Here is a 23946-nt window from a genome sequence, read left to right on the forward strand (position 1 = left end):
CCCGCAAATCTACTTTGCTGGCAAATGGACGGTGAAAGCGGCGCCCTGCCCAAGCTCGGATTTGATCGACAGCCGGGCACTGTGGCGCGTCAGGATGTGCTTGACGATCGACAGGCCAAGACCCGTCCCCTTCTGCGAGCGGCTGGCGTCGACATCGACGCGATAGAAGCGTTCGGTGATGCGCGGTATGTGCTCTTCGGCGATACCGGGTCCAAAGTCGCGGATAGTGACGTCGACAGTAGGTTCCGGACCCGACGTGCCGCGGTCGATCGAAACAACGACACGGCCGCCGGACTGGCCGTATTTGCAGGCGTTTTCCATCAAATTCTCGAAAACCTGAAAGAGCTCGTCCCGGTCTCCCGCGACCTCGATCGGTCCCTCGATGAAATTCTTCTCGACGACGATGCCGTTGTCCTTCGCCAGCGGTCCGAGGGAATCGATGACGCTGCCGACGACCTGCCCGATATCGACGCGGCTGCCGGGCGCAAGATAGGGCCGCATCTCCAGCCGCGACAGCGACAGGAGATCGTCGATCAGCCGCGCCATGCGGCCAGTCTGGTTCTGCATGATCTGCAGGAACTGCTCCTGTGCTGCGGGGTCCTTGCGGGCCGGGCCTCGTAGGGTCTCGATGAAGCCGGCGATGGAGGCAAGCGGCGTGCGCAACTCGTGGCTGGCGTTGGCGATGAAGTCGGCGCGCATGCGGTCGATGCGGCGGGTTTCGCTCTGATCCTTGAAGACCAGCACATACAGTTCCGTGCCATGGCCAACGGGAGACGCGCTGACCCTATAAGCGCGTTCCACCGGCAGTTTCTCGATGTACTCAGCGGTTTCGACGGCGGCATTGCCCGAAAGCACCGCTTCAATCAGTACCTGCATTTCCGGCGCGCGGAATTTCAGCGGCAGCGACAGGCCGGGCGCGAGGTTGCCAAAGGCGGCCATGGCGGCGGCATTGGCGTGGATGACGCTGCCATAACGGTCGAAGATGATGAGCGGGTCGGCCACGGCGGCGGCAAGATATTCCCCGGAGAGGTCGCGCAGGCTCATGGCTTCGGCTGGACCGGCGCCAGGCAGGGGAAGCGACCGTTCGCTGGTGGGCGCAAAAGCGGCGATGGCGAGAAGCACAACGACGATGGCGGGGGCGATATAAAGCGCACTGCCGGCGACGGAGGACGCGACTACAACGCCCGCTACGCCGCCAGACAGCAGCCATCGGCTGCCCCAAAGGCGGCGCACCGCTAGCTGAAGCAGGCCGTCGCCCGTTCTGTCCGCTCTGTTGGTGTCAGCCATGCGCTCCATCCCGGCGCCACGAACTTCCCGCTGGACCGCCAGCGAGCATCCCCATAGCATGAACCATCGCACTGAAAAGGGTACGTGTTCATGAAAAAGGCCAATGAAAATTCGCCATCCTCGGATTTGCCTCCGATCAAGATCAGGATCGACGGCAAGACGCGGGAATTCGACATGGACGACCCTGAATTGCCCGACTGGATCGAAGACAACAAGCTGACCGCTGGCGGCTACCCCTACGACAAGAAACTGAAAAGGGGGGAATATGAGGAGACACTCGAGGCGCTGCAGATCGAACTGGTCAAGGCGCAGACCTGGATGCAGGCGACCGGCGCCCGCGTGCTTGCCCTCTTCGAAGGCCGTGACGCTGCCGGCAAAGGCGGCACGATCTTTGCGGTCCACGAGTACATGAACCCCAGAACGGCGCGCAACGTGGCGCTTGCAAAGCCGACTGAAACGGAACTCGGGCAATGGTACTTCCAGCGCTATGTGTCACGCTTCCCTACTGCCGGCGAATTCGTCAGCTTCGATCGCTCCTGGTACAACCGGGCCGGCGTGGAGCCGGTCATGGGCTTCTGCACGCCCGAGCAGCACCAGCAATTCCTAGACGAGACGCCGCATTTCGAGCGGATGATCGTCAATGACGGCATCCATTTCTTCAAGTTCTGGCTCGATATCGGCCAGGAAACCCAGTTGGAGCGGTTCCACGATCGGCGTCACAGCAAGCTGAAGAGCTGGAAGTTCTCACCCATCGACATTGCGGGGATCGAGAAGTGGGACGACTACACGAAGGCGCGCAACGAAATGGTGCGCAGGACCCACAGCAAGGAATCGCCATGGACAATCGTGCGCGCCAACGACAAGCGGCGGGCGCGCATCGCCGTCATTCGAAGGCTGCTTTTGTCACTGCCCTATGACGGGCGCGATCTCGACGTGATCGGCAAGGAGGACAAGAAGATCATCGGCGAGGGCCCTGGCTTCCTGAAAGACTAGGACCGGAAAGCACCGGCGACCGGAGAGGCTGCCTGGGTCGGCACCTGTGGTCGGTTCGGTTCTGCCACGCGACCCTTGTTGTCGTGCGGCGTCTTTTCCCAGTGATGCGGCTTTCGCCACAGTTGCCAGACCGCGCGCCAGCCGGCTGCCGACATCATCAGCCAATAGACGGGCGTGAACAGAAAGACCTTCCATAAATCATGTCTCTCGCCCTTGCGAAGCGAGCGCCAGCCGAGCAGCAGAAAAGACAGGTAGCCGCAGGCGATGTTGACGACGTCGACGGCAAGCAGGGCCATCTTGAACGGTCCCGGAAAGTGGCCCATGCCGATCTCCACCGCGAGGTAAAGGAACGTGCCGAAAAGCAGCGGATGCAGGAGAACCGAAGCAAGCATGCCGGCAAACAGGATCTGGGCGACCATGAAGGAACCCGGTCCAAGTTGCCGCATCAACTGCATCGGGTCGCGCATATGGACCAGCCATGTCTGCAACCAACCCTTGAACCAGCGGGTGCGTTGCGGCAGCCACACCGCGAAGCGGGTCGGGGCGGCTTCATAGGTCGGTCGTCTGATCACGTCGGCGCGGTAACCGAAACGTGCAAAGCGCATAGCTATGTCCGCGTCTTCAGTGACGTTATAGGGGTCCCAGGCTCCAACCTCTTCCAGCGCCTGGCGCCGGAAATGATTGGAAGTTCCACCCAGCGGCAGGACCATGCGCCCGCCAGCAAGCCATGGCAGCAGCCCACGGAACAGGCCGGCATATTCGAAAGCGAACATGCGGGCGATGATGCTTTCGCCGCGGTTGGAAATCTCGAGCGGCGCCTGCACGACGGCAAGATCCGGCCCGTCGGCCTCAAATTTACGCCAGGCCTCGACCAGTTGCATGGGATCGGGCTGGTCTTCCGCGTCGTAGAGCACGATGAAATCCCCACCGCTCATCGGCAAGGCATAGGACAGAGCCTTCGGCTTGGTTCGCGGACCTCCAGACGGAACTTCGACGATTTCAAAATGCGGTGGCAGCGGATTGGCGCGGATAGCGGCCAGTGTCTGCCTGTCGTCCGCCTCGCAGACCAGTTTGATCTGCAGCCTGTCGCGCGGCCAGACAAGACGGTCGAGCGATGCAATCAGGTTCGGGATGATTTCCGCTTCCTTGTAGAGCGCGACCAGCACGGCAAACATCGGCGCTTCGTCTGCTGAAGGCGGCTTCGGTGGTTCTGTCTCTGTCTTCGTCCGCGGCACAAGTACGACGGCGAGCCGAAGAACGACGCAGGCGAGAAAGAAGAAAGTCGCCAGACCGTGCAGGAAGGTGATGGTCGGCCCGAAGGCGAGCAGCAATGCGACAGGCAGCAAAGTCGCAAGTGTGCCGATCATATATCCCTGCCAGCCATCGAGCACGACGCTCGCCGACATTTTGGGAAAGCGCTCGGAGAGGCCCGATGTCGCAATCTTCATCAGGGCAGGTCGCGCCCGCTTCAGCAATGCGGCACGAAGCTTGCCGGCGTCGGTCAGCTTCAGGCGGCTGGCCAACACCGGCAAGCGGCGGATATGGTCGCGCAGCGCCGCCGGACTGACGGTCTGGGCGGGCACCAAAAAGGCGACCCGTCCCTCCCGCTCCTCTATCAGCCGCACCGGAACCCCGGCGCTCGGCCGGCGCAGAAGACCCAGGCAATCCTTGGCTCTCACGATCAGCTGCGCCGGATCGATATCGGCAGCGACACCGAGGCCCAGTTCATCCCCCATGCTCTCGACGAGTTCGGTCGCCTCGATCACGCCATAGGCCGTCAATCCGGTCTGGAAGCTGCGACCCTCCCTGCGGGCCCGCGCGGCGATGTCGACCCGGGTGCGCAAAGGCACGGAGAGGCGATCCAGGACCGCCCGCCATTCGATCATCTCGGGAAAAAAGGTTTCCGCCAGGCGGAAACCGTAGTTCGGCTTCGTCGCGCGCCTGATCAGACTTGCATTGCGCCGAACACGCGACGCGCCTATGCGGTGGCTAAACTCGAACAGCCCCATACTGCCCCCCCGACCCCCTTCGGCGTTTGCCCGTCACGCAGAAGGTCACAATTTAAGCTTCAACGACCTCGATAGTTTTATTGTTAAAATTTTACTTGTATCATTTTTGTACAAAAAGCGCGGCATTTGCAATGGAGTTCATCTTGCGTGGTCGAGTCTTGATCCTGACTGCGTTTTTGGCGCTTGCAGCGCCTTCCCTGGCCTGCGCGCAGACAATTGCGGCAGAGCCGCAGATCCCCGTCCTGTGGGACACCAAGGAACGGTTGCCCAAGCCAGATCTGTCTGCCCTTCCCCGGCTTCGCTTCCTCACCACCACGGATTTCCCACCCTTCAATTTCTTTGACGATCAGGGTCGGCTGTCGGGGTTTCATATCGATCTGGCGCGCGCCATTTGCGCGGAACTCGACGTTGCCGAAAAATGCCAGATCCAGGCTTTGCCGTGGAAGGAACTGGATGGAGCGCTGCGGGCCGGCGAAGGCGAGGCCATCGTCGCCGGCACGGCAGTCACGGCCGCTTCCCGCGAAAACTATGCCTTTACCCGCCCCTACCTGCAATTTCCCGCCCGATTCATCATGCCGAAAGCGACTGCCGTCGCCGAGCCCATCTGGGAAAAGCTCCAGGGCAAGCGGGTCGGCGTCCTAGGCGCATCGGCGCACGAACGCATGTTGAGGGACTATTTCGATGCGGTGAAAGTTATCCCGTATCCGTCGCCGGAGAAACTGTATGACGGACTGAAGGCCGGCAACATCGACGCCGCCTTCGGCGATGGTTTGCGCTTGTCCTTCTGGCTGGCTTCGCCCGAATCCGACGATTGCTGCCGCTTTGCTGGCGGACCTTATCTTGCGCCCGACTATGTCGGCGCCGGAATGGCCATCGCCACCAGAAAGCAGGACGATGTCCTGCTGGCCGCGTTTAACTATGCGCTGCAGGAAATCACGGTAGATGGCACTTTCGCCGAGCTCTACCTGCGCTATTTCCCGATCGGCTTCTACTGATCCAGCATATGGCGGATCCGATCAGGTCAGCGTGCGCAGCCTGGCTTTGGCGCCGCGGACGATGGCAGCCACGGTCAGCGTATCGATATCCAGTTCGCGGCGGATGAGCTGCAGCACCCGCACCTCCTCCAGCCGCATCTCGAGATCGACGGCGGCGACCTCGAAGGCGGCGGCATAGGCGGTGTCATGCAGCCGCTCCGGCAAGGCCGCGGCGGCCAGCGACAATACGCCTTCCAACCCCTCCTCGCCATGCAGTGCCTGCTGGCAATCCTGCGCGACGGAGATGAGGCGGTCGTGCTTGAAGTCCTCGAAGACCGGCCAGGTGTCGATCACGTGGCCGATACGCGCCAGTTCGACATCGGACATATCCTTGTCCGATGCGGAGGCAATCACCATCAGATGGATCATGGCGTCGAGGGCGCTAAGCGAGGGCATGAAGGTCTCCTGTGTTAGGCAAGCACGTAGGAACGCGGACCGGCAGCCGCAAGGAAAAACGTCCGCTATCGTTGACGCCTCCTGCCCCGATGCTTAGACCATGCGCCAGCCGCACGAGGCGTGCGAAAATCACGGGACTAACGACATGGCAGGGTCAAACAGCATCGACCTCAATCCTCAACTCCTGGCCGCCGCTGGCGAAAGCAAGGCGTGGCCGTTCGAGGAAGCCAAGAAAATCATCGCCCGCTACAAGGACGGAAACTTCCCGGAGACCGTGTTGTTCGAGACCGGCTACGGCCCGTCCGGCCTGCCGCATATCGGCACGTTCGGCGAAGTGGCGCGCACCACCATGGTGCGGCACGCCTTCCGCGTGCTGACGCAGGACAAGGTCAAGACCAAGCTTCTCTGCTTCTCCGACGACATGGACGGGATGCGCAAAATCCCGGACAACGTGCCGGACCGCGCCGCGCTTGAACCTTATCTGCACATGCCGCTCACGGCCGTGCCGAACCCGTTTGGCGGGAACTACGAGAGCTTCGGGCATCACAACAACGCGATGCTGCGCCGCTTCCTCGATACGTTCGGCTTCGACTACGAATTCGCCAGCGCGACCGAATATTACAAGGCCGGCCGTTTCGACGCGGTGCTCCTGCGCGCGGCGGAAAAGTACGACGACATCATGAAGGTGATGCTGCCGACACTGGGTGAGGAACGCCAGGCGACCTACAGCCCCTTCCTGCCGATCTCGCCAAAGAGCGGACGGGTGCTTTACGTGCCGATGAAGCATGTCGATGCCAAGGCCGGTACGATTACGTTCGACGACGATGGCACCGAGACCACGCTGCCGGTGACCGGCGGCAAGGTGAAGCTGCAGTGGAAGCCAGATTTCGGCATGCGCTGGGCAGCGCTCGGCGTCGACTTCGAGATGTTCGGCAAGGATCACCAGACCAACCAGACGATCTACGACCGCATCTGCGTGATCCTTGGCGGACGCGCGCCGGAGCATTTCGTCTACGAACTGTTCCTCGACGAGAACGGCCAGAAGATTTCCAAGTCGAAGGGCAACGGGCTGACCATTGACGAGTGGCTCGCCTACGCGCCGACCGAGAGCCTCGGCCTCTACATGTTCCAGCGGCCACGGCAGGCGAAGAAGCTTTATTTCGACGTCATTCCGAAGGCGGTCGATGAATATTACTCGTTCCTGTCCGCCTATCCCCGGCAGGACTGGAAGGAGCGTCTCGGCAACCCTGTCTGGCACATGCATGACGGCCATCCGCCGGCGATCGACCTGCCGGTGCCGTTCGCGCTGCTGCTCAACCTGGTCAGCGCCTCCAACGCGCAGAACAAGGACGTGCTGTGGGGCTTCATTTCGCGCCATGCGCCCGGGGTGACGCCCGCCTCGCATCCGGAACTGGACCGGCTGACCAGCTTCGCCATCCGCTATTTCGACGACTTCGTGAAGCCGACCAAGGCTTTCCGCGAGGCCGACGAGGTGGAACGGGATGCACTGGCGAAACTATCCGACGCCCTTGGTGCCTTGCCAGCCGGTACGGATGGCGCGGTGATCCAGAATGCCGCCCTCAACGTCGCGCGTAAGATCGAGCGCTACCAGGACCACTCCAAGCAGGCGCCGGAAGGCGGTCCCGGCGTATCCGTCGCCTTCTTCCAGATGATCTACCAGGTGCTGATCGGGCAGGAGCGCGGCCCGCGCTTCGGTTCCTTCGCCGCACTCTACGGGATCGAAGAAACGCGCGCGCTTATCGCCGAGGCGCTGGCGGGAAAACTTGCGGCGTAGCCGAAAGTTCGGACGGTGGAGCGATGTCGGGCAGAGCCGGAACGACTTCTTCCGGCGTAGCGGCTTGCGTTGACACAGAGGGTGGCGCCGGAAGGCTGCTGGCGCCGGGCGACAGCATCATCCTGATGCGTTCGGGCGGCGGGCCAAAAATGCCTTTCCTGTCGGTTTCGGCTTTCTTGCCAGCCTCGGCGTAAGGACCGCCTGATGCCGCCCTCGCCCAACCGTTTTCAACGAGCCACTGGCCGACATCTTCCTTGCCGATGCGGCATTCGGCGGCGATGATATCGCGGCCATTTTCCGGCGGCACCTTGCAGACAACGGCGCGGCCGCGCAGAAAGCCACGGAATGCCGTGCGCGCGCGCTGGCCGCAGGCCCATTCCTTCCCGGCATCGGTGCATGTTTTGTCCACGCCGACCATGTCGATGCCCGAGACGGCAACCGAATAGCCCTTGGCATCGATCAGCCCGGCGGCCTTGGCGACCGGCTGGAACAGCGGCGTGCCCTTCCAGTCTTCCGGTTTCGTCTGCTTTGGTGGCTTGGGCGGAGCGGCGAGGGCCAGTTCGCTGAGCGGCGCGCGCGGCGCGATCCGCTCGAACGCACCGTCACGATGGCTCTCAGAAGAGCTCAATTCGGGATCGAAAGCGCGTGGGCCCGGAGCGTTGGCGATCTGTGGCGGTACAACGGCCGCTGTCGCGTCTTTTCCCGTTGCATCTTCATTTGCCGAGTCCGCTTGTGCCGCGTCGGCCTCCGATGTGTCATCCTGCGCCATCGGCGCGTCCAACGGAATATCCTCGGGCGCATCGACAAGGATGGGAACGTCCTGGGCGGCGACAACAATCTGCTTGCCGGCCAGGATGGCCACGCTCAAGCCGACCAGGATGAGGCCGGCCACGGCACCATGAGCTGCTTTCATGCTGTCTTACTGACTCGCCCAGACGATCCGCGCAACCCATTCGACATCGCGCATCGGCAAATCGCGATTGGGATGGTCGGGGTTCAGCGACACAAGCGAAATCGACCGCGCGGTCTGGCGCTCCAGAACTTTGGCCATCACCTCGCCGCCACCGGTTTTGACGACGACGCGGTCGCCCTTGCGCACCGTCGCACCGGGCTCGACGATCAACACGTCGCCGTGGCGATAGAGCGGAAGCATGGAGTCTCCCTGGACCTTCAGCGCATAGGAGGTTTCGGTCGATTCGGCCGGCAATTCGACCAAGTCCCAGCCCTGCCCGACCGGAAAGCCAGCGTCGTCGAAGAAGCCACCGGCGCCGGCCTGGGCGAAACCCACCAGCGGCACGGCGGACTTTCGAACTGCCTGCCTCGGCGAAATGCTGGCCTGGATACGGTTTTCCACCAGCGCCAGAAACTCCTCCAGCGAGGCTCCCGTTGCTTCCATGATCTTGGCCAGCGACTCGGTAGACGGCCACCGCGGCCGCCCATCGGCAGACAGGCGCTTCGACTTGTTGAAGGCGGTCGAATCGAGCCCGGCGCGCTTGGCGAGCCCCGATGCCGACAGCGAGTAGCGTTCGGCCAAGGCGTCGATGGCGGCCCATACGCGGTCATGCGAAAGCATCGCGCGATCCCTGGAAAAGGAAAAAATACCTTTCGGTTCTAGCGCGGAGAACGTGGCTTGTCCACCATGCCGGCGATCAACTGCTGAATATCAGTTGGTAGTCTTCGCCAGCGCCCGCAACCCGTTGTGGGACGCCATGAAAATGCGCTCCGCCTCGGTTGGTGGACGCGGCGTGACCTGTTGCCCGAGCGCCGCCACCACTTCGTCGATCTCAAGAAAACGCCGCGCCTTCCGCTGATAGACGCCGGCCGTGGTCATGACCATCGCCGCCGTTTCGCCAGTGTCGAGGACAAAGCGGTGCCGGCCGACGATCTGTGTGCCTTCCCATGTTTCCAGAGAAGACACGATGTCGAAGCGCCGCCATAGCTTGATCTCACGCACGAAGGTCGCCTGGACGCCGCCCAGCATCGGCGACCAGCCATGTTCGCGTGCGGCGCGCACAACCCCGGCGCGAAAGAAAATATCCATGCGGCCGAGATCGGCCAGCATCATGTAGCGGGCATTGTTGAGATGCATGTTGAAATCGATATCGATCGGCAGACAGCGGAATGAGAGACGGCTCTCATCCCCGAAGCGATAGTCGCCACGCCCTTTCGCGGTGGCAGCTACCCGAGCAAGACGGCCCCATACATACATGAAATGCTCCGACGCTGATCCCTCCCCTCGAGGGGAGGGATCGCCACTCAGGCCGCCTTCCTGACGTCCGCCTTGGCGTACGGATTGAAGCGCTTGTAGAAGGTCTCGCCCTTCTCCGCCATGTCGAGCAGAAGCTTCGGCGCCTTGAACTCGGCGCCGTACTTCTTCTGCAGGCCCTTGGCGATGCGGACGAATTCCTTAACGCCGATGCCGTCGATGTAGGACAGCGCGCCACCCGTGTAAGGCGCGAAGCCGAAAGCAAGGATCGAACCGACATCGGCCTCGCGCGGATCGGTAACGATGCCTTCCTCCATGACGCGCGCCGCCTCAAGGGCGATGACGACCAGAAGGCGCTGCTGCAGTTCCTCGTAGTCGATATCTTCCGCCTTCTTCTGCGGATAGAGGTCCTTCAGGCCCGGCCACAGCTTCTTCTTGGCGGGCTTTGGCGGATAATCATAGAAGCCCTTGGCGTTCTTGCGGCCGTTGCGGCCATGGGTATCGACCAGCGTGTTGATCAAAGCCATCTGCTTGGGATCGACGGCTTTTTCGCCGAGATCGCGGATGGTCTGCTTCATGATCTTCTGGGCCAGATCGATGGCGGTTTCGTCGGTCAGCGCCAGCGGCCCGACCGGCATTCCTGCAGCCTTGGCGGCGTTCTCGATCATCGTCGCCGGCACGCCTTCGATCAGCATCTTGTAGGATTCCGACATGTAGCGCAGCACGCAGCGGTTGACATAGAAGCCGCGCGTGTCGTTGACGACGATCGGCGTCTTCTTGATGGCGCGGACATAGTCGATCGCCATCGCAAGCGCCTTGTCGCCGGTCTTCTTGCCGAGGATGATCTCAACCAGCATCATCTTGTCGACCGGCGAGAAGAAATGGATGCCGATGAAGTTCTTCGGCCGCGCCGAATTCTTCGCAAGGCCGGTGATGGGTATGGTCGAGGTGTTGGAGGCGAAGACGGCCGAGGATTTCAGCACGGCTTCCGCTTGCTCGGTCGCCTTCTTCTTGATCTCGGAATCCTCGAACACAGCCTCGATGACCAGATCGCAGCCGGTCAGGTCGGCATAGTCGGCGGTCGGCGTGATGAGGGAAAGAAGCCTGTCCTTGTCCTCCGGCTTGGCGCGGCCCTTCTTCACCTGGTCGGCGATCAGACCTTCGGAATGCGCCTTGCCCTTTTCGGCGGACGCCATATCGCGGTCGAGCAGGACGACCGGGATGCCGGCCTTGGCGGTGACATACGCGATGCCCGCCCCCATGAAGCCGGCGCCCAGGACGCCGATCTTCTTGAACTTCGTCGCCGGCACACCTTCCGGTCGGCGCGCGCCCTTGTTCAGTTCCTGCAGCGAAATGAACAGCGAGCGGATCATCGCCGCCGCTTCCTTTGTCTGCATGATCTCGGTGAAATAGCGCTGTTCGATCCGCAGCGCCGTATCGAAGGGCACCAGCAGGCCCTCGTAAACGCATTTCAGGATCGCCGCGGCAGCCGGATAATTGCCATAGGTCTCACGGCGCAGGATGGCGATTACCGGCGGCCAGAGGTTCGCGCCAGCGGCCGAATAGATCGGCCCGCCCGGCAGCTTGAAACCTTTCTGGTCCCAGGGCGCGACGGGGCTGAGGCCGTTTTTGATCATGGCCTTGGCCGTCTCGACAAGCTTCTTCGGCTCGGCGATCTCGGTGACAAGGCCCATCGCCTTTGCCTTCTGCGGCGTCAGCGTCTGGCCGGTGGTCATCATCTGCAGCGCCTGCTGCTGGTCGGTCAGCCTTGGCACGCGCTGCGTGCCACCGGCGCCGGGAAAGATGCCGATCTTCACTTCAGGAAGCGCCATCTTCACCTTGTCGGAATCGGCGGCGACGCGGCCATGGCAGGCCAGCGACATCTCGAACGCGCCGCCCATGCAGGTGCCATTGATGGCGGAAACCCACGGCTTGCCGCAGGTCTCTATCTTGCGAAACAGGCCGCTCATGTAGCCGGCAGCCTCGAACAGCTTCTGCGCCGCCTTCTGCTCATCCTTCGTCTTTTCGCGCGCGAAGGTGTTGAGCATCTTCTGCAGCATGGTGATGTCGGCGCCGCCGGAGAAGGTGTCCTTGCCGGACGTGATCACCACGCCCTTGATGGAAGCATCCACCACCACCTGATCGACGATGTTATTCAACTCGATCATCACCTCCTCGGTGAAGACGTTCATCGATTTTTCCGGCATGTCCCAAGTGACGAGAGCGATGCCGTCGGCGTCGGTTTCGACCGTGAAGTTGTTGTAGATCATCTAGCTACTCCACTTAGCCAATTGTTTTGGGAGACGTTTTAGTTCTGGTGCGTCCTCGTTCGAACAACACATGCGCACGTTTTATTGCGACAAAAGCATCAGCGATTTGACTGGCAACTTCCAAGCGGAAAGCTGAGTAGCCGTTCTGATCCTTCTTGATATCCAACGAACTACTTGCCTCGAATTCAGCCGGCTCGCCTCTAAGTGTCACCGCCAAACTTTTGGCCTGCTTCCATTGAGGCTTTATCGTAACGAAGTTTTCAGCCGTCGGACGCCATTTGCCGCTCTGGTCCTTGGTCCACACGTTCCCAGATACCGACGCAGCATAATATGCAATCGCCTTGGCCGCTGGGGCTATGTCACTCGGCAGAAGATCGCATTCATCAAGAAGTTCTTCGAAATCTGCCATTTCACACCCGCTCGATGATGGTTGCGGTGCCCATGCCGGCGCCGATGCACAGCGTCACCAGCGCGGTGTTGAGGTCGCGCCGCTCCAGCTCGTCCAGCACCGTTCCGAGGATCATCGCGCCGGTGGCACCGAGCGGATGGCCCATGGCAATGGCGCCGCCATTGACGTTGATCTGGTCGTGCGGAATGTCGAAAGCCTGCATGTAGCGCAGCACCACCGAGGCGAAGGCCTCGTTCAGTTCGAAGAGGTCGATGTCGGACGTCTTCATCTTGGCGCGCTTCAGGAGCTTTTCAGTCACATCGACAGGTCCGGTCAGCATCAGCACCGGCTCGGAGCCGATGTTGGCGAAGGCGCGGATGCGGGCGCGCGGCTTCCTGCCCAGCGATTTGCCGGCCTTCCTGGAACCCAGCAGCACGGCTGCCGCACCATCGACGATGCCGGAGGAATTGCCGGCGTGGTGGACGTGGTTGACCGCTTCGATCTCGGGGTGCTTCTGCACCGCCACCGCGTCGAAGCCGCCCATTTCGCCGGGCATGACGAAGGACGGATTGAGCGAGGCCAGCGACTGCATGTCGGTGGTCGGGCGCATGTGCTCGTCATGGTCGAGGATGGTCAGGCCGTTCTGGTCCTTGACCGGGATGACCGAATTCTTGAAGTAGCCTTTTTCCCACGCCTTGCTGGCGCGCTTCTGGCTCTCGACCGCATAGGCGTCGACATCGTCGCGGCTGAAGCCGTATTTCGTGGCGATCAAATCGGCCGAGATTCCCTGCGGCACGAACCATCCCGGAAAGCCGACAGACGGGTCCATGAACCAGGCGCCACCGGCGGCGCCCATGCCGACGCGCGACATCGATTCGACACCGCCGGCAATGACGATGTCGTCCGAACCCTGGACGATCTTGGCAGCGCCGAGATTGATGGCGTCGAGGCCGGAGGCGCAGAAGCGCGAAATCTGCAGGCCGGGCGCCTTGTCGTCATAGCCGGCTTCGAAGGCCGCGGCGCGCGGAATGACCGCACCGGCCTCGCCAACCGGATCGACACAGCCGAAGATGATGTCGTCGACGGTCGAGGTGTCGAGCCCGTTACGGTCGCGCACGGCTTCCAGCGTTCTGGCGGCGAGGCGAACGGCCGGCACTTCGTGCAGCGCGCCATCCTTCTTGCCCCGGCCGCGCGGGGTGCGGACAGCGTCATAGACGTAAGCTTCTGCCATGTTCGTTCTCCTTGTGCCTGTCCGGCTGTCGCTTAAAGCGAGCGGCCAATCAGCAATTTCATGATCTCGTTGGTGCCGCCGTAAATCCGCTGCACGCGGGCATCGCGGTACATGCGGGCGATCGGGTATTCATTCATGTAGCCATAGCCGCCGAACAATTGCAGGCATTCATCGACCACTTTTCCTTGAAGGTCGGACAGCCAGTATTTGGCCATCGACGCCGTGACCGGATCGAGGCCGGCGCCAAGATGACGCGCCACACAATCGTTGTAGAAGACGCGGCCGATCGTCGTTTCCGTCTTGAGTTCGGCAAGCTTGAACTGGGTGTTCTGGAAATTCAGCACCGGCTGGCCGAAGGCCTGGCGCTCCTTGACGTAGTCTATGGTGACGGCGAGCGCGCGTTCAGCCATCGCGACGGCCTGACCGCCGATCAGCAGCCGCTCCTGCGGCAATTGCTGCATGAGCTGGACAAAGCCCTGCCCTTCGTCCGAACCCAGCAGGTTCGCCGTTGGCACGCGCACATCGTTGAAGAACAGTTCGGACGTATCGTTGGCCTTCAGCCCGATCTTGTCGAGGTTACGGCCGCGCTCGAAGCCTTCCACCTCTTCCGTCTCGACCACGATCAAAGACGTGCCCTTGGCGCCCTTCGACGGATCAGTCTTGGTGACGACGATGACGAAATTGGCGTTCTGGCCGTTGGTGATGAAGGTCTTGGAGCCGTTGATGCGGTACTGGTTGCCGTCCTTTTCGGCGCGCGTCTTGACGCCTTGCAGATCGGAACCGGCGCCGGGCTCGGTCATGGCGATGGCACCGATCAGTTCGCCGGTGGCGAGCTTCGGCAGCCACTTCTTCTTCTGCTCCTCGGAGCCGTAGTGAAGGATATACGGCGCGACGATGGCGTTGTGCAGGACGATGCCGAAGCCATCGACGCCGACATGGCTGACAGCGTCGATGATGGCGCTCTCATGCGCATAGGTGCCGCCCGCGCCGCCATATTCTTCCGGCATCGACGCGCAAAGCAGGCCCGCCGCGCCGGCCTTTTCCCAAGCCGAGCGATCGACGATCTCGTTCTTCTCGTAGGTGTCGTAGTGCGGCGCGATTTCCTCGGCCATGAAGCGCCGCGCCATGTCGTAGAGCATGACGACATCCTCCCCGGCCCAAGCAGGGGCGGGCAGCGACAGCACTTCGGCGGGATTGGTTGCCACGGTCTTCTCCCTGTTACCGCGCTCGCACAACTATACAGAATTCCGTTCAAGAATGAACGGAACTTCAGTTTCCTTTATCAGAACGCCTCGGCCGGCAGCGCCATCATCGTCTCGGCGCCGCTGGAAAGGCGGGCGAGATGCGTCGCTGTTTCGGGCATGACACGCTCCATGAAGTAGCGCGCCGTCACCAGCTTGGTCTCGTAGAACGAGCCCGACCCATTGGCTCCATTTGCCAGCGCACCCTGCGCGGCCTTGACCATCTGCGCCCACATGTAACCCAGCACGACAAGACCGAAGAGATGCATATAGTCGGTTGAGGCGGCCCCGGCATTGTCGGGGTTCTTCATGCCGTTCTGCATCAGCCACATGGTTGCCGCCTGCAGATCGTTGAGACCTTTCTTCAACCCCTTGGTGAAGGGCGCCATCTTCTCGTCGGCGCGGTTCTCCTCGCAGAAGTCACCGACTTCCTTGAAGAAGGTTTGCACGGCGCGGCCGCCGTTCAGGGCCAGCTTGCGGCCGACCAGATCCAGCGCCTGGATGCCGTTGGCGCCTTCGTAGATCATGGCGATGCGGGCATCGCGCACGAACTGGCTCATGCCGTGCTCTTCGATATAGCCATGACCGCCGAACAGCTGCTGCGCCATGGCGGCATGTTCGAAGCCCTTGTCGGTGAGCACGCCTTTCAGCACCGGCGTCATCAGGCCGAGCAGGTCGTCGGCGGTCTGGCGGTCGGTCTCGTCGGGCGAGCGATGGGCAATGTCCGATTTCAGCGCCGTCCACAGCATGAAGGCGCGGCCGGCCTCGTTCCAGGCCTTCATCGTCATCAGATTGCGGCGCACGTCGGGGTGCACGATGATCGGATCGGCCTTCTTGTCCGGCGCCTTCGGGCCAGTCAGCGAACGGCCCTGAAGACGTTCCTTTGCGTAGGCGACCGCGTTCTGATAGGCCGCCTCGGACTGCGAAAGCCCCTGCAGGCCAACGCCGAGGCGCGCCTCGTTCATCATCACGAACATCGCCTTCAGGCCGCCATTCTCCTGCCCGAGCAGGTAGCCGGTGGCCTCGTCATAGTTCATGACGCAGGTGGCGTTGCCGTGGATACCCATCTTCTCTTCGATGGAGCCGCAGGAGACCGCATTTCGATCTTTCGGATTGCCAGCATCATCCAACAGGAATTTCGGTACGATGAACAGCGAGATGCCCTTCACGCCTTCCGGCGCGCCCTCGATGCGGGCCAGCACCAGATGCACGATGTTGTCGGCCATGTCGTGTTCGCCAGCCGAGATGAAGATTTTCTGGCCGGAAATCCTGTAGGTTCCGTCCGCCGCCGCCGCCGCCCTGGTGCGCAGCAGGCCGAGATCGGTTCCGCAATGCGGCTCGGTCAGGTTCATGGTGCCGGTCCATGAACCCTCGACCATTTTCGGCAGCCAGGTCTGCTTCTGCTCGTCGCTGCCATGCTGGTGGATAGCGGCGATGGCGCCCTGGGTCAGGCCCGGATACATCAGCAGCGCCATATTGGCGGACGCCATATATTCGCCGACGGCGTTGTGCAGCGCGTAGGGCAGGCCCTGTCCGCCATATTCTTCAGGCACCGCAAGCCCCATCCAGCCGCCCTCGCAATACTGGCGATAGGCCTCCTTGAAGCCGGAGGGCGTGGTGACCGAGCCGTCCTCGTGGCGGGTGCAGCCTTCCATGTCGCCAGCGCGGTTGGTGGGGAGCATGACGTTCTCGGCCAGCTTGGCGCCCTCGGCGAGGATCGCCTCCAGCATGTCGGGCGTGGCGTCGGCAAAGCCCGGCAGATTGGAATAACGCTCGAAGCCCAGCACCTCGTTGAGGACGAACAGTGTGTCCCGGACCGGGGCTTGATAGATCGGCATGCTTATAGTCCCTCCACCCAGACATTCCCATTCCGCGCCAGGCTGTAGGCTGCGGAAACAGATTTCGAAGCAGCGTTAAAATATTGACGTTTGCGTAAACGTCAATATGGAAAACAAGCGAATTGGCCTAGTCACTTCGCCGCCGACACGCGATGACACTTTACGAAATGCGGGCACTTCAATGCGGATTGGCGGCCGCTTCTCCGGCGAATGGAAGCTGGTGCAAAGCGCGAAGCCACAATCAAAACACGGAAGCGTATAGCTGCAATCAAAGCGGGTGAACGTCCGCAGAAGGATCAATGTGAAACTGTGCGTTGTTCTCGCCGCACCAGTTTTCCAGTTCCTGCTTCAGCGACGGCCAAAGTGATCGCGCCCATTCTGGCGCGCGTCGTTCCCATTCCGTCTCTGTAGGAAGATGGGCCGACAAAACGCCCATCGGCAATTCCAGAACGAAAGAGCCACCGCTCCCTGAAACCACCAGTTCTTCTTTCCACCGAGGTTGAAAACGAAATAGCTGATCTTTCATACACAATGATTATGACTGCTCGGCACGCGGTGCAACGCCAAGTGAACGGAGCTCCGCTATCGCAGCTTTATGGTTCACGGCCTAAAAAGCGGATCCGGCTTTCCGATAGATATGCCGGTGCGCCTCTTTTCGCTTAGCTCGCTGCGCCGGATTGCGAAGACCGCTCGGCCAGCATCTTGCGGACAACCGCCATGGCTCCGCTCAAATCCCCAATCGCCTCGTCGATGAGCGCGCGCTGCTTGTTGAGGCGGGCGAGCTGCTTTTCCGACTTGTCCAGGGCCAGGCGCAACTGCTTGGCATTGGAGCCGGTCGGATCGTAGAGATCGATCATCTGCTTGACGTCGCGCAACGAGAACCCGACCTTGCGGCCAAGCAGGATGAGCTTCAGCCTGACATTGTCCCGGCGGGTATAAAGGCGCGTCGCGCCGTCCCGCTTGGGGTTGAGCAGGCCCTTGTCTTCATAGAAACGCAGGGTGCGCAGCGTGACGCCGTATTTCTTGGCCATCTCGCCGATCCGCACGAACTCGTCGCTGTCGGCATCCGGAAGAGTATTCGTATTGGCCGCGGATTTACCGGCCTTCGTGATTGTCATGGTCATTTTGCTTTCCCCGAGGCGGCATCGCGGCAGAGCCGACGTCGCCATTTGGAAGCTGGGGCAGACTTCCAATCTGTTGGAACGATGGCAAGCGAGCCAGTTGGCTTTACTTACCTTTACGTAAACGTATATCTATTATGCCCGTTCTACGCAAGTGCAATGTTGCCGCACAATCCCGGACTGAGGACAGAGGCACAGCCTCACAATTCTTTCAGCTTCTTAAGCTTGGTTAACGCCTTGTTTACCACGATGGGAGAATTGTGCGCATGTCGGTCACCCGTGTTTATCCTGTATCGAATTTTTCACGGTTTCTCGGAGCGCGGGTAGAACCCGGGAAAGTCCATCTTCCGCCGCATGATCAAGCGGCCGCCTTCGTCCCCGACGGGATTTGAGAAGAAACCGGTTCCGGCCGGCATTCGGAAACAGGCGGTTCGATGAACAGCAAGCGGTCCTATCTCGATACACTCAATGCCGGCAGGCAGCGCAGGCCGCATACGACGCTGGAACAGCTCAACCGCTCGCTGGAAACGCTGGAGCAGAGGCTCGGCCGTTCGCGGCAGGACGCCGACGAATATGGCGACCGCCGCGACAGCCTCCAGAGCGAACCGCGTTACGCGCGCGCCGATCCTTATGCTCAACGCTCGTTCGAGACGGCGCGGCCGCAGCGCGGCCATGACGAGCCCCGATATCAGCAAAGGCCGTCAGGCCGGCGCCCTGAACAGAATTACCAGTCGCTGGCGCGCGACATCGATCGCGTGCGCGGCCAGGAAGACGGCGTCGCCATGGTTGGCAAGATCGCCAATGAATTGCGCGGCCTGCGTGAAGAACTGCGTCACCAGATGACCTCGGGCCTGCAACGCGAATTCGGAGCGCTGCGCAAGGATATCGACCGCTCACTGCAATCCGGTCCTTCGGCGAAACACGCGGCGGAACTCAATCTGGAATTCGAACGGTTGTCAGCAGCAATCCGGTCGCTCTCCGAAAAGGGCGAAGACCGCAATGTCAGCCTGCTGCGCCTGGAACTCGAACAGGTCAAAGCCGCACTGGATACACTGGCGCGCGAGGAAAGCGTGCAGGCCGTAGACCGCCGCTGGGACGATTTCGACCGCCGCTGGAACGCCTTCGAGGACCGGTTCGTGGGTGACGGCAAGGGCGCCGGCCTCGACGCTCTGAGCGAGCGACTTGAACAGATCAGCCGCGCGGTCAACAGCCTGCCGGACTCCTTGCCGCTGCGCTCGCTGGAGGACAAGATCCGCACGCTGGCAGGGGCTGTCGATCATTTCACCAGCCAGCAGAACGCCGGCGGCAGCCAGACCTTCGGCCTGATCGACGAGAGGCTGGACGAGATCTCCCGCGCCATCGTGGCCTCGACCGTGGCCTCCAAATCCAACATGTTCGATCCCGCTCCTTTCGAGCGCATCGAACAGCGTATCGACTCGCTCGCGCGTCAGATCGAGGAAGTTGCCGAGAACCGCCCCGCCAACGCCGTCATGGATCAGCTCGAGTCGCTCTCCAATCGCGTCGACGACCTGGCGACGCGCGCGCAGTTGCCTGAACAGGCCATAGACCGGCTGGGCCGGCAGATAGCCTCAATCGTTGACAAGATCGACCAAGGCGCAGCGCTGCCGGAAGCCGACCAGCTTTTGCAGGGCCTCGAGCAGCGCTTCGACATGCTGTCCAGCATGTTCGAACGGCGCCAGGGAGACGCGATCGAGCATGGCAATATGCTTTTCCGCGATCTCGAGCGCCGACTGGACGAGGTCGCCGACAGGCTGGACCGCCACACGCCGGAAGCCTCGTTCGACAGCGCCGGCATCATGGAAGCCATCGACGCCCGTTTCACCGCGCTGGCGCAACGGCTGGAGACACGCTCTACCGACAGCGCAAGCGAGGCTGCGATCCGCGGCCTCGAAAGCCGGTTGGCCGACATTTCAACCCGGCTGGATTCGTCCGCGGCGCAGTTCGCCGGAATCGACCCCGAATTGATCCGCAGCCTTGAGGCGCAGGTCTCGGGCCTGTCGGCGCATCTCTCCAAGCCCGGCACGCCGCTGCCGGAGTTCGAGGATATCTCGCCAAGGATCGAGAAGATCGAGCAATCCATCGCCGGGAGCCGCGACAGCATTCTCGAAGCTGCGCGACAGGCGGCGGAAAGCGCGGTTCGCGCCATGGGCGCCGGTAGCGCCGAAGGCATTGCGGTGTCCGGCCTCGCCCAGGATCTCAAGCAGTTGGAAACGCTGACCCGCCGCTCCGACGAACGCAACACCAAGACCTTCGAAGCCATCCACGACACACTGCTGAAGATCGTTGACCGGCTCGGATCGCTGGAACCCGGCAGCGATGACAATGGCAACGAGCTGCCGGCGGCGAAACTGGCCGTCCATGACGCGCCGACGCTGGCGATGGACGATCCTATGCCTTTTTCGGCGGACATCGACCACGATGACCGCCTGACGGCGACCGCACGCGCCGTTTTTGCCCGCACGCCGGCGGAAGCAGCAGCGGAGGCTGCAAGAGCCGCCGTGGACGTCGATGCCGTCGAAACCAAGGAACAGCCGGAAGGACGCCGGAAGTCCATTCTCGGCGGTCTTGCCAAGGCTCTCAGCGGCAGGAAGGATGCATCCAGCGAGCCTACCCTTAACGCCGCGGCCTCTGAAGCGCCGGCGGTCAGCCTCGACGAGCCCCTGGAGCCGACACTGGTCAACCGCCCGCTGGAGCCGGGCTCGGGCGCACCCGATCTCAGCGCCATCATGAAGCGCGTCCGCGACGAACGCGGCCAACCGGCGAGGCAGAACGAGGGCGACGCGGCCAAATCCGACTTCATCGCCGCCGCACGCCGCGCCGCCCAGGCGGCCGCCGCCGAAGCGGAAGTTCTGAAGAAGCAGTCCAGCCTCGGCGGGCCGGTCAAGGCGCTGCGGCTTGGCGATCTCCTGAAGGCGCGGCGCAAGCCCGTGCTGATGGCGGCCGCCGCGATCATGCTGGCGCTGGCCGGTCTGCAACTGGGCAAGGCCTTCCTGTCCGATCCCCAGGTCGCGTCGATCGATGTCCCGTCTGTCGCAAGCGAGCCAGCGGCCGAAGCCACGACGGCCGAGGCTTCGAATGCTGCACCGCTTGCATCGGAGCAGGAGACACCTGCGCCGGAGATGGTGCGTGTCGTCGGCCAGGACGAACCGGCTGGCAACACTGCCATCGACACCCTTCCTGCAGGCAAGGCCAAAGACGATATTGAAATGGCGAGCATGACGGCAGCTCCAGCGCCGGCCATGCCCACAACGCAGACGGGCGAAATGCAGGCGAGCGAGGTTCCGGCTTCCACCGCCATGCCCGCAACGGCAGACACCACAGGCGCCGTGCCCCCGGCGCAGGAACAGGCGAGCGCCGCCAAAACGTTCGAGGTGCCGTCAGACATCGGCACGCCGGCGCTGCGCGAGGCGGCGGCAGGCGGCGACGCCAAGGCGCTGTTCGAGATCGGCTCGCGCTACGCCGAGGCGCGCGGCGTCAAGGAAGACATGCCGGCTGCGGCGAAATGGTATGAAGCCGCGGCCAATCTCGGCTTTGCACCAGCCGAATACCGCATCGGCAATTTCTACGAAAAGGGCATCGGCGTCGGGCGCGATATCGAGAAATCCAAGTCGTGGTACCGCAAGGCCGCCGAACAGGGCAACGCCAGCGCCATGCACAATCTGGCAGTGCTGTTCGCCATGGGAGCGGACGGCAAGAGCGACAATGAAGCCTCGGCGCGCTGGTTCCATGAAGCCGCCGACCTCGGCGTCAAGGACAGCCAGTTCAACCTCGGCATCCTCGCCGCCAAGGGCGTCGGCATGCAGCAGAACCTCGAAGAGTCCTACAAGTGGTTCGCGCTGGTGGCCAAGACCGGCGACAAGGATGCCGCTTCCAAGCGCGACGAAATCGCCAATGCGCTGCGGCCGGAACAGCTGGAACGCGCGCGCGCCGCCACGGAACTTTGGAAGGCCAAGTCGCTGAACGAAGCCACCAACAGCATCGACATTCCCGATGCCTGGCAGGAAGCTCCGACGACTACGGCCAGCATTGACATGAAGAAGGCGGTGCAGAACATCCAGCGCATCCTCAACAAGAACGGCTACGATGCCGGCGGCGCCGACGGCGTCATGGGCCAGAAAACCAAGGACGCCATCATCGCCTTCCAGGGCGACAACGACCTGCCGGCGACCGGAAAGGTCGATGAAAAGCTGGTGAAGGCGCTGATCGCACGCAAATAAGGACGGCGGTGTCGTTTCCTCGACGGCGCGCCATATTTTCGCCTGTTAACCGATTGAGATGTTTTTCGTTTCGGCAGCGCAGCGCGGTTTGACTTCGCTGCGCCGCCGGCGCAAGAACGGACAAGCTTTTGAGCGCTTTCCGCGGGACATTTTCGCGCCGGGCGTGGAACTGATCGAGACAGACGGGTGGGCATCTATCTTCCGATCGCGGAAATTTCGGTCAACATCTTCGTGCTGCTTGCAATGGGCGCGGCGGTGGGTTTCCTCTCGGGCATGTTCGGCGTCGGCGGCGGCTTTCTCATCACCCCGCTGCTGATCTTCTACAACATCCCTCCCGCGATCGCCGTCGCCACCGGCGCCAACCAGGTCATCGCCTCGTCCTTTTCCGGCGCGCTGTCGCATATGAAGCGTGGCACGCTCGACTTCAAGCTCGGCGGCGTGCTGCTTGCGGGAGGCGTGGTTGGGTCGACTTTCGGCATCTACGTGTTCGCGCTGTTGCGCAGCATAGGCCAGCTCGACCTGTTCATTTCGCTCCTTTATGTCGTCCTGCTCGGCACCGTCGGCGGGCTGATGCTCTTCGAGAGCGTCAACGCGTTGCGGGCCACGCGCAGCGGCGCTGCACCGGTGCTTAAGAAATCCGGCCAGCATAACTGGATCCACCGGCTGCCGCTGAAGATGCGGTTTCGGGCCTCGAAGCTGTTCGTCAGCGTCATCCCGGTCATCGGCATCGGCGTGGCCATCGGCTTCCTGTCCTCGATCATGGGCGTCGGCGGCGGCTTCATCATGGTGCCGGCGCTGATCTACCTGCTGCGCGTGCCGACAAATGTCGTCATCGGCACCTCGCTGTTCCAGATCATCTTCACCTCCGCCTATACGACGCTGGTTCATGCCAGCACCAACTACACGGTCGATGTCATGCTGGCCTTCCTGCTGATGGTGGGGGGCGTGGCTGGCGCGCAGTACGGCGCCAAGGCCGGGCAGAAACTGCGCGGAGAACAGTTGCGGGCGCTGCTTGCGCTGCTGGTGCTGGCGGTAGCGATCCGCCTGGCCATCGACTTGTTCATCACGCCGGCCAATCTTTATTCCCTCACGACGGCGGACATAGGCTGATGCGCCGGCATGTCCTGCTCAGCCTGCTGCTTACACTGACCTTGTTGGGCGGCCTGCCCGCCAACGCGCAATCGCCGCATGTGGAAGGCATCCAGATCGGGCTGTCGACCGACCGCGTTTCCATCACCGCCGGCTTTTCAGGCGCCGACCTGACCATTTTCGGTTCGCTCGAAGACGCCGACCCGCTGTTCGCGCGGCAGGGGCGCTATGACGTCGTCGTGGTGCTCGAAGGCCCGGGAAGGCCCGTGATGGTGCGGCGCAAGGACCGCGTCCTCGGCATCTGGATGAATCTCGAATCCGAGACATTCGAGAACGTGCCGGTCTCCTATTCCGTAGCGACTACCCGGGCGACGCAGGACATTACCGATCCCAACAGCTACAAGCGGCTCGCGCTGGGCGCCAACAACATCTACATGCGGCCAGCCGATACGACGGAAGCACCAGCGACGATCCAGGAATTCACCGCGGCATTGCGGCAACGCAAGGTCGCCAACGGGCTCTACAGCGAAAACCCCGGCGGGGTGGAGTTTCTGTCGCAGAACTTATTCCGCGCGACGGTTCGGCTGGCCCCGAACGTTCCGGTCGGTACCCATAAGGCGCGGGCCTTCCTGTTCAAGAACGGCGCCTTCGTGAAGGAAACCTCGGCGCAGCTCGAAATCCGCAAGTCCGGCTTCGAACAGACCATCTTCCGCTTCGCCCATAATCACGGACCGAGCTACGGCTTGCTGTGTGTGCTCCTGGCCATGGCGACCGGCTGGCTCGGGCGGATGGTGTTCAAGCGGGATTGAG

At 62.2% G+C, this 23946-nt stretch carries 19 protein-coding genes; 6 read left to right on the forward strand and 13 right to left on the reverse strand.

Annotated features, from left to right (window positions below; translation table 11 throughout):
* Positions 1-9: 9 nt before the first annotated feature.
* Positions 10-1287, reverse strand: coding sequence for an ATP-binding protein (locus J2X35_RS09555; RefSeq protein WP_310184612.1), 1278 nt, complete (start codon positions 1285-1287; stop codon positions 10-12).
* Between the two features lie 90 nt (positions 1288-1377).
* On the opposite strand from J2X35_RS09555, the gene ppk2 reads away from it, so the two are divergent.
* On the forward strand, positions 1378-2280 hold the full coding sequence (gene ppk2 / locus J2X35_RS09560; protein ID WP_310184614.1) for a polyphosphate kinase 2: 903 nt from the start codon (positions 1378-1380) through the stop codon (positions 2278-2280).
* On the opposite strand, the gene J2X35_RS09565 is transcribed toward ppk2, so the two are convergent.
* Positions 2277-4289 carry a glycosyltransferase family 2 protein gene (locus J2X35_RS09565; RefSeq protein WP_310184616.1) on the reverse strand — a complete coding sequence of 671 codons (2013 nt, stop codon included), beginning with the start codon at positions 4287-4289 and terminating at the stop codon, positions 2277-2279. The two genes, ppk2 and J2X35_RS09565, sit on opposite strands and share 4 nt — an antisense overlap.
* Before the next feature lie 131 nt (positions 4290-4420).
* On the opposite strand from J2X35_RS09565, the gene J2X35_RS09570 reads away from it, so the two are divergent.
* Positions 4421-5284: a transporter substrate-binding domain-containing protein gene (locus J2X35_RS09570; RefSeq protein ID WP_405023202.1), complete on the forward strand. Its 864-nt coding sequence runs from the start codon at positions 4421-4423 to the stop codon at positions 5282-5284.
* A 21-nt stretch (positions 5285-5305) separates the two neighbouring features.
* On the opposite strand, the gene J2X35_RS09575 is transcribed toward J2X35_RS09570, so the two are convergent.
* Positions 5306-5719 (reverse strand): tellurite resistance TerB family protein, encoded by a 414-nt coding sequence (locus J2X35_RS09575; protein WP_310184620.1) that lies wholly within the window; start codon positions 5717-5719, stop codon positions 5306-5308.
* Between the two features lie 145 nt (positions 5720-5864).
* On the opposite strand from J2X35_RS09575, the gene J2X35_RS09580 reads away from it, so the two are divergent.
* A complete protein-coding gene (locus tag J2X35_RS09580; protein WP_056114679.1) occupies positions 5865-7514 on the forward strand; it encodes a lysine--tRNA ligase in 1650 nt (549 codons plus the stop codon).
* Here J2X35_RS09580 and J2X35_RS09585 read toward each other — a convergent pair.
* From J2X35_RS09585 to J2X35_RS09630, 10 genes are all read right to left on the reverse strand, one after another.
* On the reverse strand, positions 7477-8427 hold the full coding sequence (locus tag J2X35_RS09585; RefSeq protein ID WP_310184621.1) for a thermonuclease family protein: 951 nt from the start codon (positions 8425-8427) through the stop codon (positions 7477-7479). The genes J2X35_RS09580 and J2X35_RS09585 overlap by 38 nt on opposite strands.
* A 6-nt stretch (positions 8428-8433) precedes the next feature.
* Positions 8434-9087 (reverse strand): helix-turn-helix transcriptional regulator, encoded by a 654-nt coding sequence (locus J2X35_RS09590; protein ID WP_310184623.1) that lies wholly within the window; start codon positions 9085-9087, stop codon positions 8434-8436.
* A 90-nt stretch (positions 9088-9177) separates the two neighbouring features.
* Complete coding sequence (locus tag J2X35_RS09595; RefSeq protein ID WP_310184625.1) at positions 9178-9723, reverse strand: thioesterase family protein; 546 nt, start codon at positions 9721-9723, stop codon at positions 9178-9180.
* 47 nt (positions 9724-9770) lie between these two features.
* Positions 9771-11990, reverse strand: a complete 2220-nt coding sequence (locus tag J2X35_RS09600; RefSeq protein WP_310184627.1) for a 3-hydroxyacyl-CoA dehydrogenase NAD-binding domain-containing protein — start codon at positions 11988-11990, stop codon at positions 9771-9773.
* A 13-nt stretch (positions 11991-12003) separates the two neighbouring features.
* Positions 12004-12399 carry a hypothetical protein gene (locus J2X35_RS09605; protein WP_310184628.1) on the reverse strand — a complete coding sequence of 132 codons (396 nt, stop codon included), beginning with the start codon at positions 12397-12399 and terminating at the stop codon, positions 12004-12006.
* Position 12400: 1 nt separating this feature from the next.
* Complete coding sequence (locus J2X35_RS09610; RefSeq protein WP_310184630.1) at positions 12401-13609, reverse strand: acetyl-CoA C-acetyltransferase; 1209 nt, start codon at positions 13607-13609, stop codon at positions 12401-12403.
* A gap of 32 nt (positions 13610-13641) precedes the next feature.
* Entirely contained in the window at positions 13642-14814 is a 1173-nt protein-coding gene (locus tag J2X35_RS09615; protein ID WP_156459879.1) for an acyl-CoA dehydrogenase family protein, read from the reverse strand.
* A gap of 77 nt (positions 14815-14891) precedes the next feature.
* Complete coding sequence (locus J2X35_RS09620) at positions 14892-16688, reverse strand: acyl-CoA dehydrogenase C-terminal domain-containing protein (RefSeq protein WP_310184633.1); 1797 nt, start codon at positions 16686-16688, stop codon at positions 14892-14894.
* 268 nt (positions 16689-16956) lie between these two features.
* Positions 16957-17214 (reverse strand): hypothetical protein, encoded by a 258-nt coding sequence (locus tag J2X35_RS09625; protein WP_082542516.1) that lies wholly within the window; start codon positions 17212-17214, stop codon positions 16957-16959.
* Between the two features lie 133 nt (positions 17215-17347).
* Positions 17348-17812, reverse strand: coding sequence for a MerR family DNA-binding transcriptional regulator (locus J2X35_RS09630; protein ID WP_056116442.1), 465 nt, complete (start codon positions 17810-17812; stop codon positions 17348-17350).
* Between the two features lie 431 nt (positions 17813-18243).
* Between J2X35_RS09630 and J2X35_RS09635 the strand changes: the two genes are divergently transcribed.
* The 3 genes from J2X35_RS09635 to J2X35_RS09645 all read left to right on the forward strand — a co-directional run bounded on the left by J2X35_RS09635 (position 18244) and on the right by J2X35_RS09645 (position 23945).
* Positions 18244-22047 carry a peptidoglycan-binding protein gene (locus J2X35_RS09635; protein ID WP_310184635.1) on the forward strand — a complete coding sequence of 1268 codons (3804 nt, stop codon included), beginning with the start codon at positions 18244-18246 and terminating at the stop codon, positions 22045-22047.
* A 186-nt stretch (positions 22048-22233) separates the two neighbouring features.
* Positions 22234-23157: a sulfite exporter TauE/SafE family protein gene (locus J2X35_RS09640; protein ID WP_310184637.1), complete on the forward strand. Its 924-nt coding sequence runs from the start codon at positions 22234-22236 to the stop codon at positions 23155-23157.
* On the forward strand, positions 23157-23945 hold the full coding sequence (locus tag J2X35_RS09645) for a TIGR02186 family protein (RefSeq protein ID WP_056114651.1): 789 nt from the start codon (positions 23157-23159) through the stop codon (positions 23943-23945). Before J2X35_RS09640 ends, J2X35_RS09645 begins: the two co-directional genes overlap by 1 nt.
* Position 23946: the final 1 nt, after the last annotated feature.

The sequence above is a fragment of the Mesorhizobium sp. BE184 genome (assembly GCF_031457045.1).
GTDB lineage: Bacteria > Pseudomonadota > Alphaproteobacteria > Rhizobiales > Rhizobiaceae > Mesorhizobium.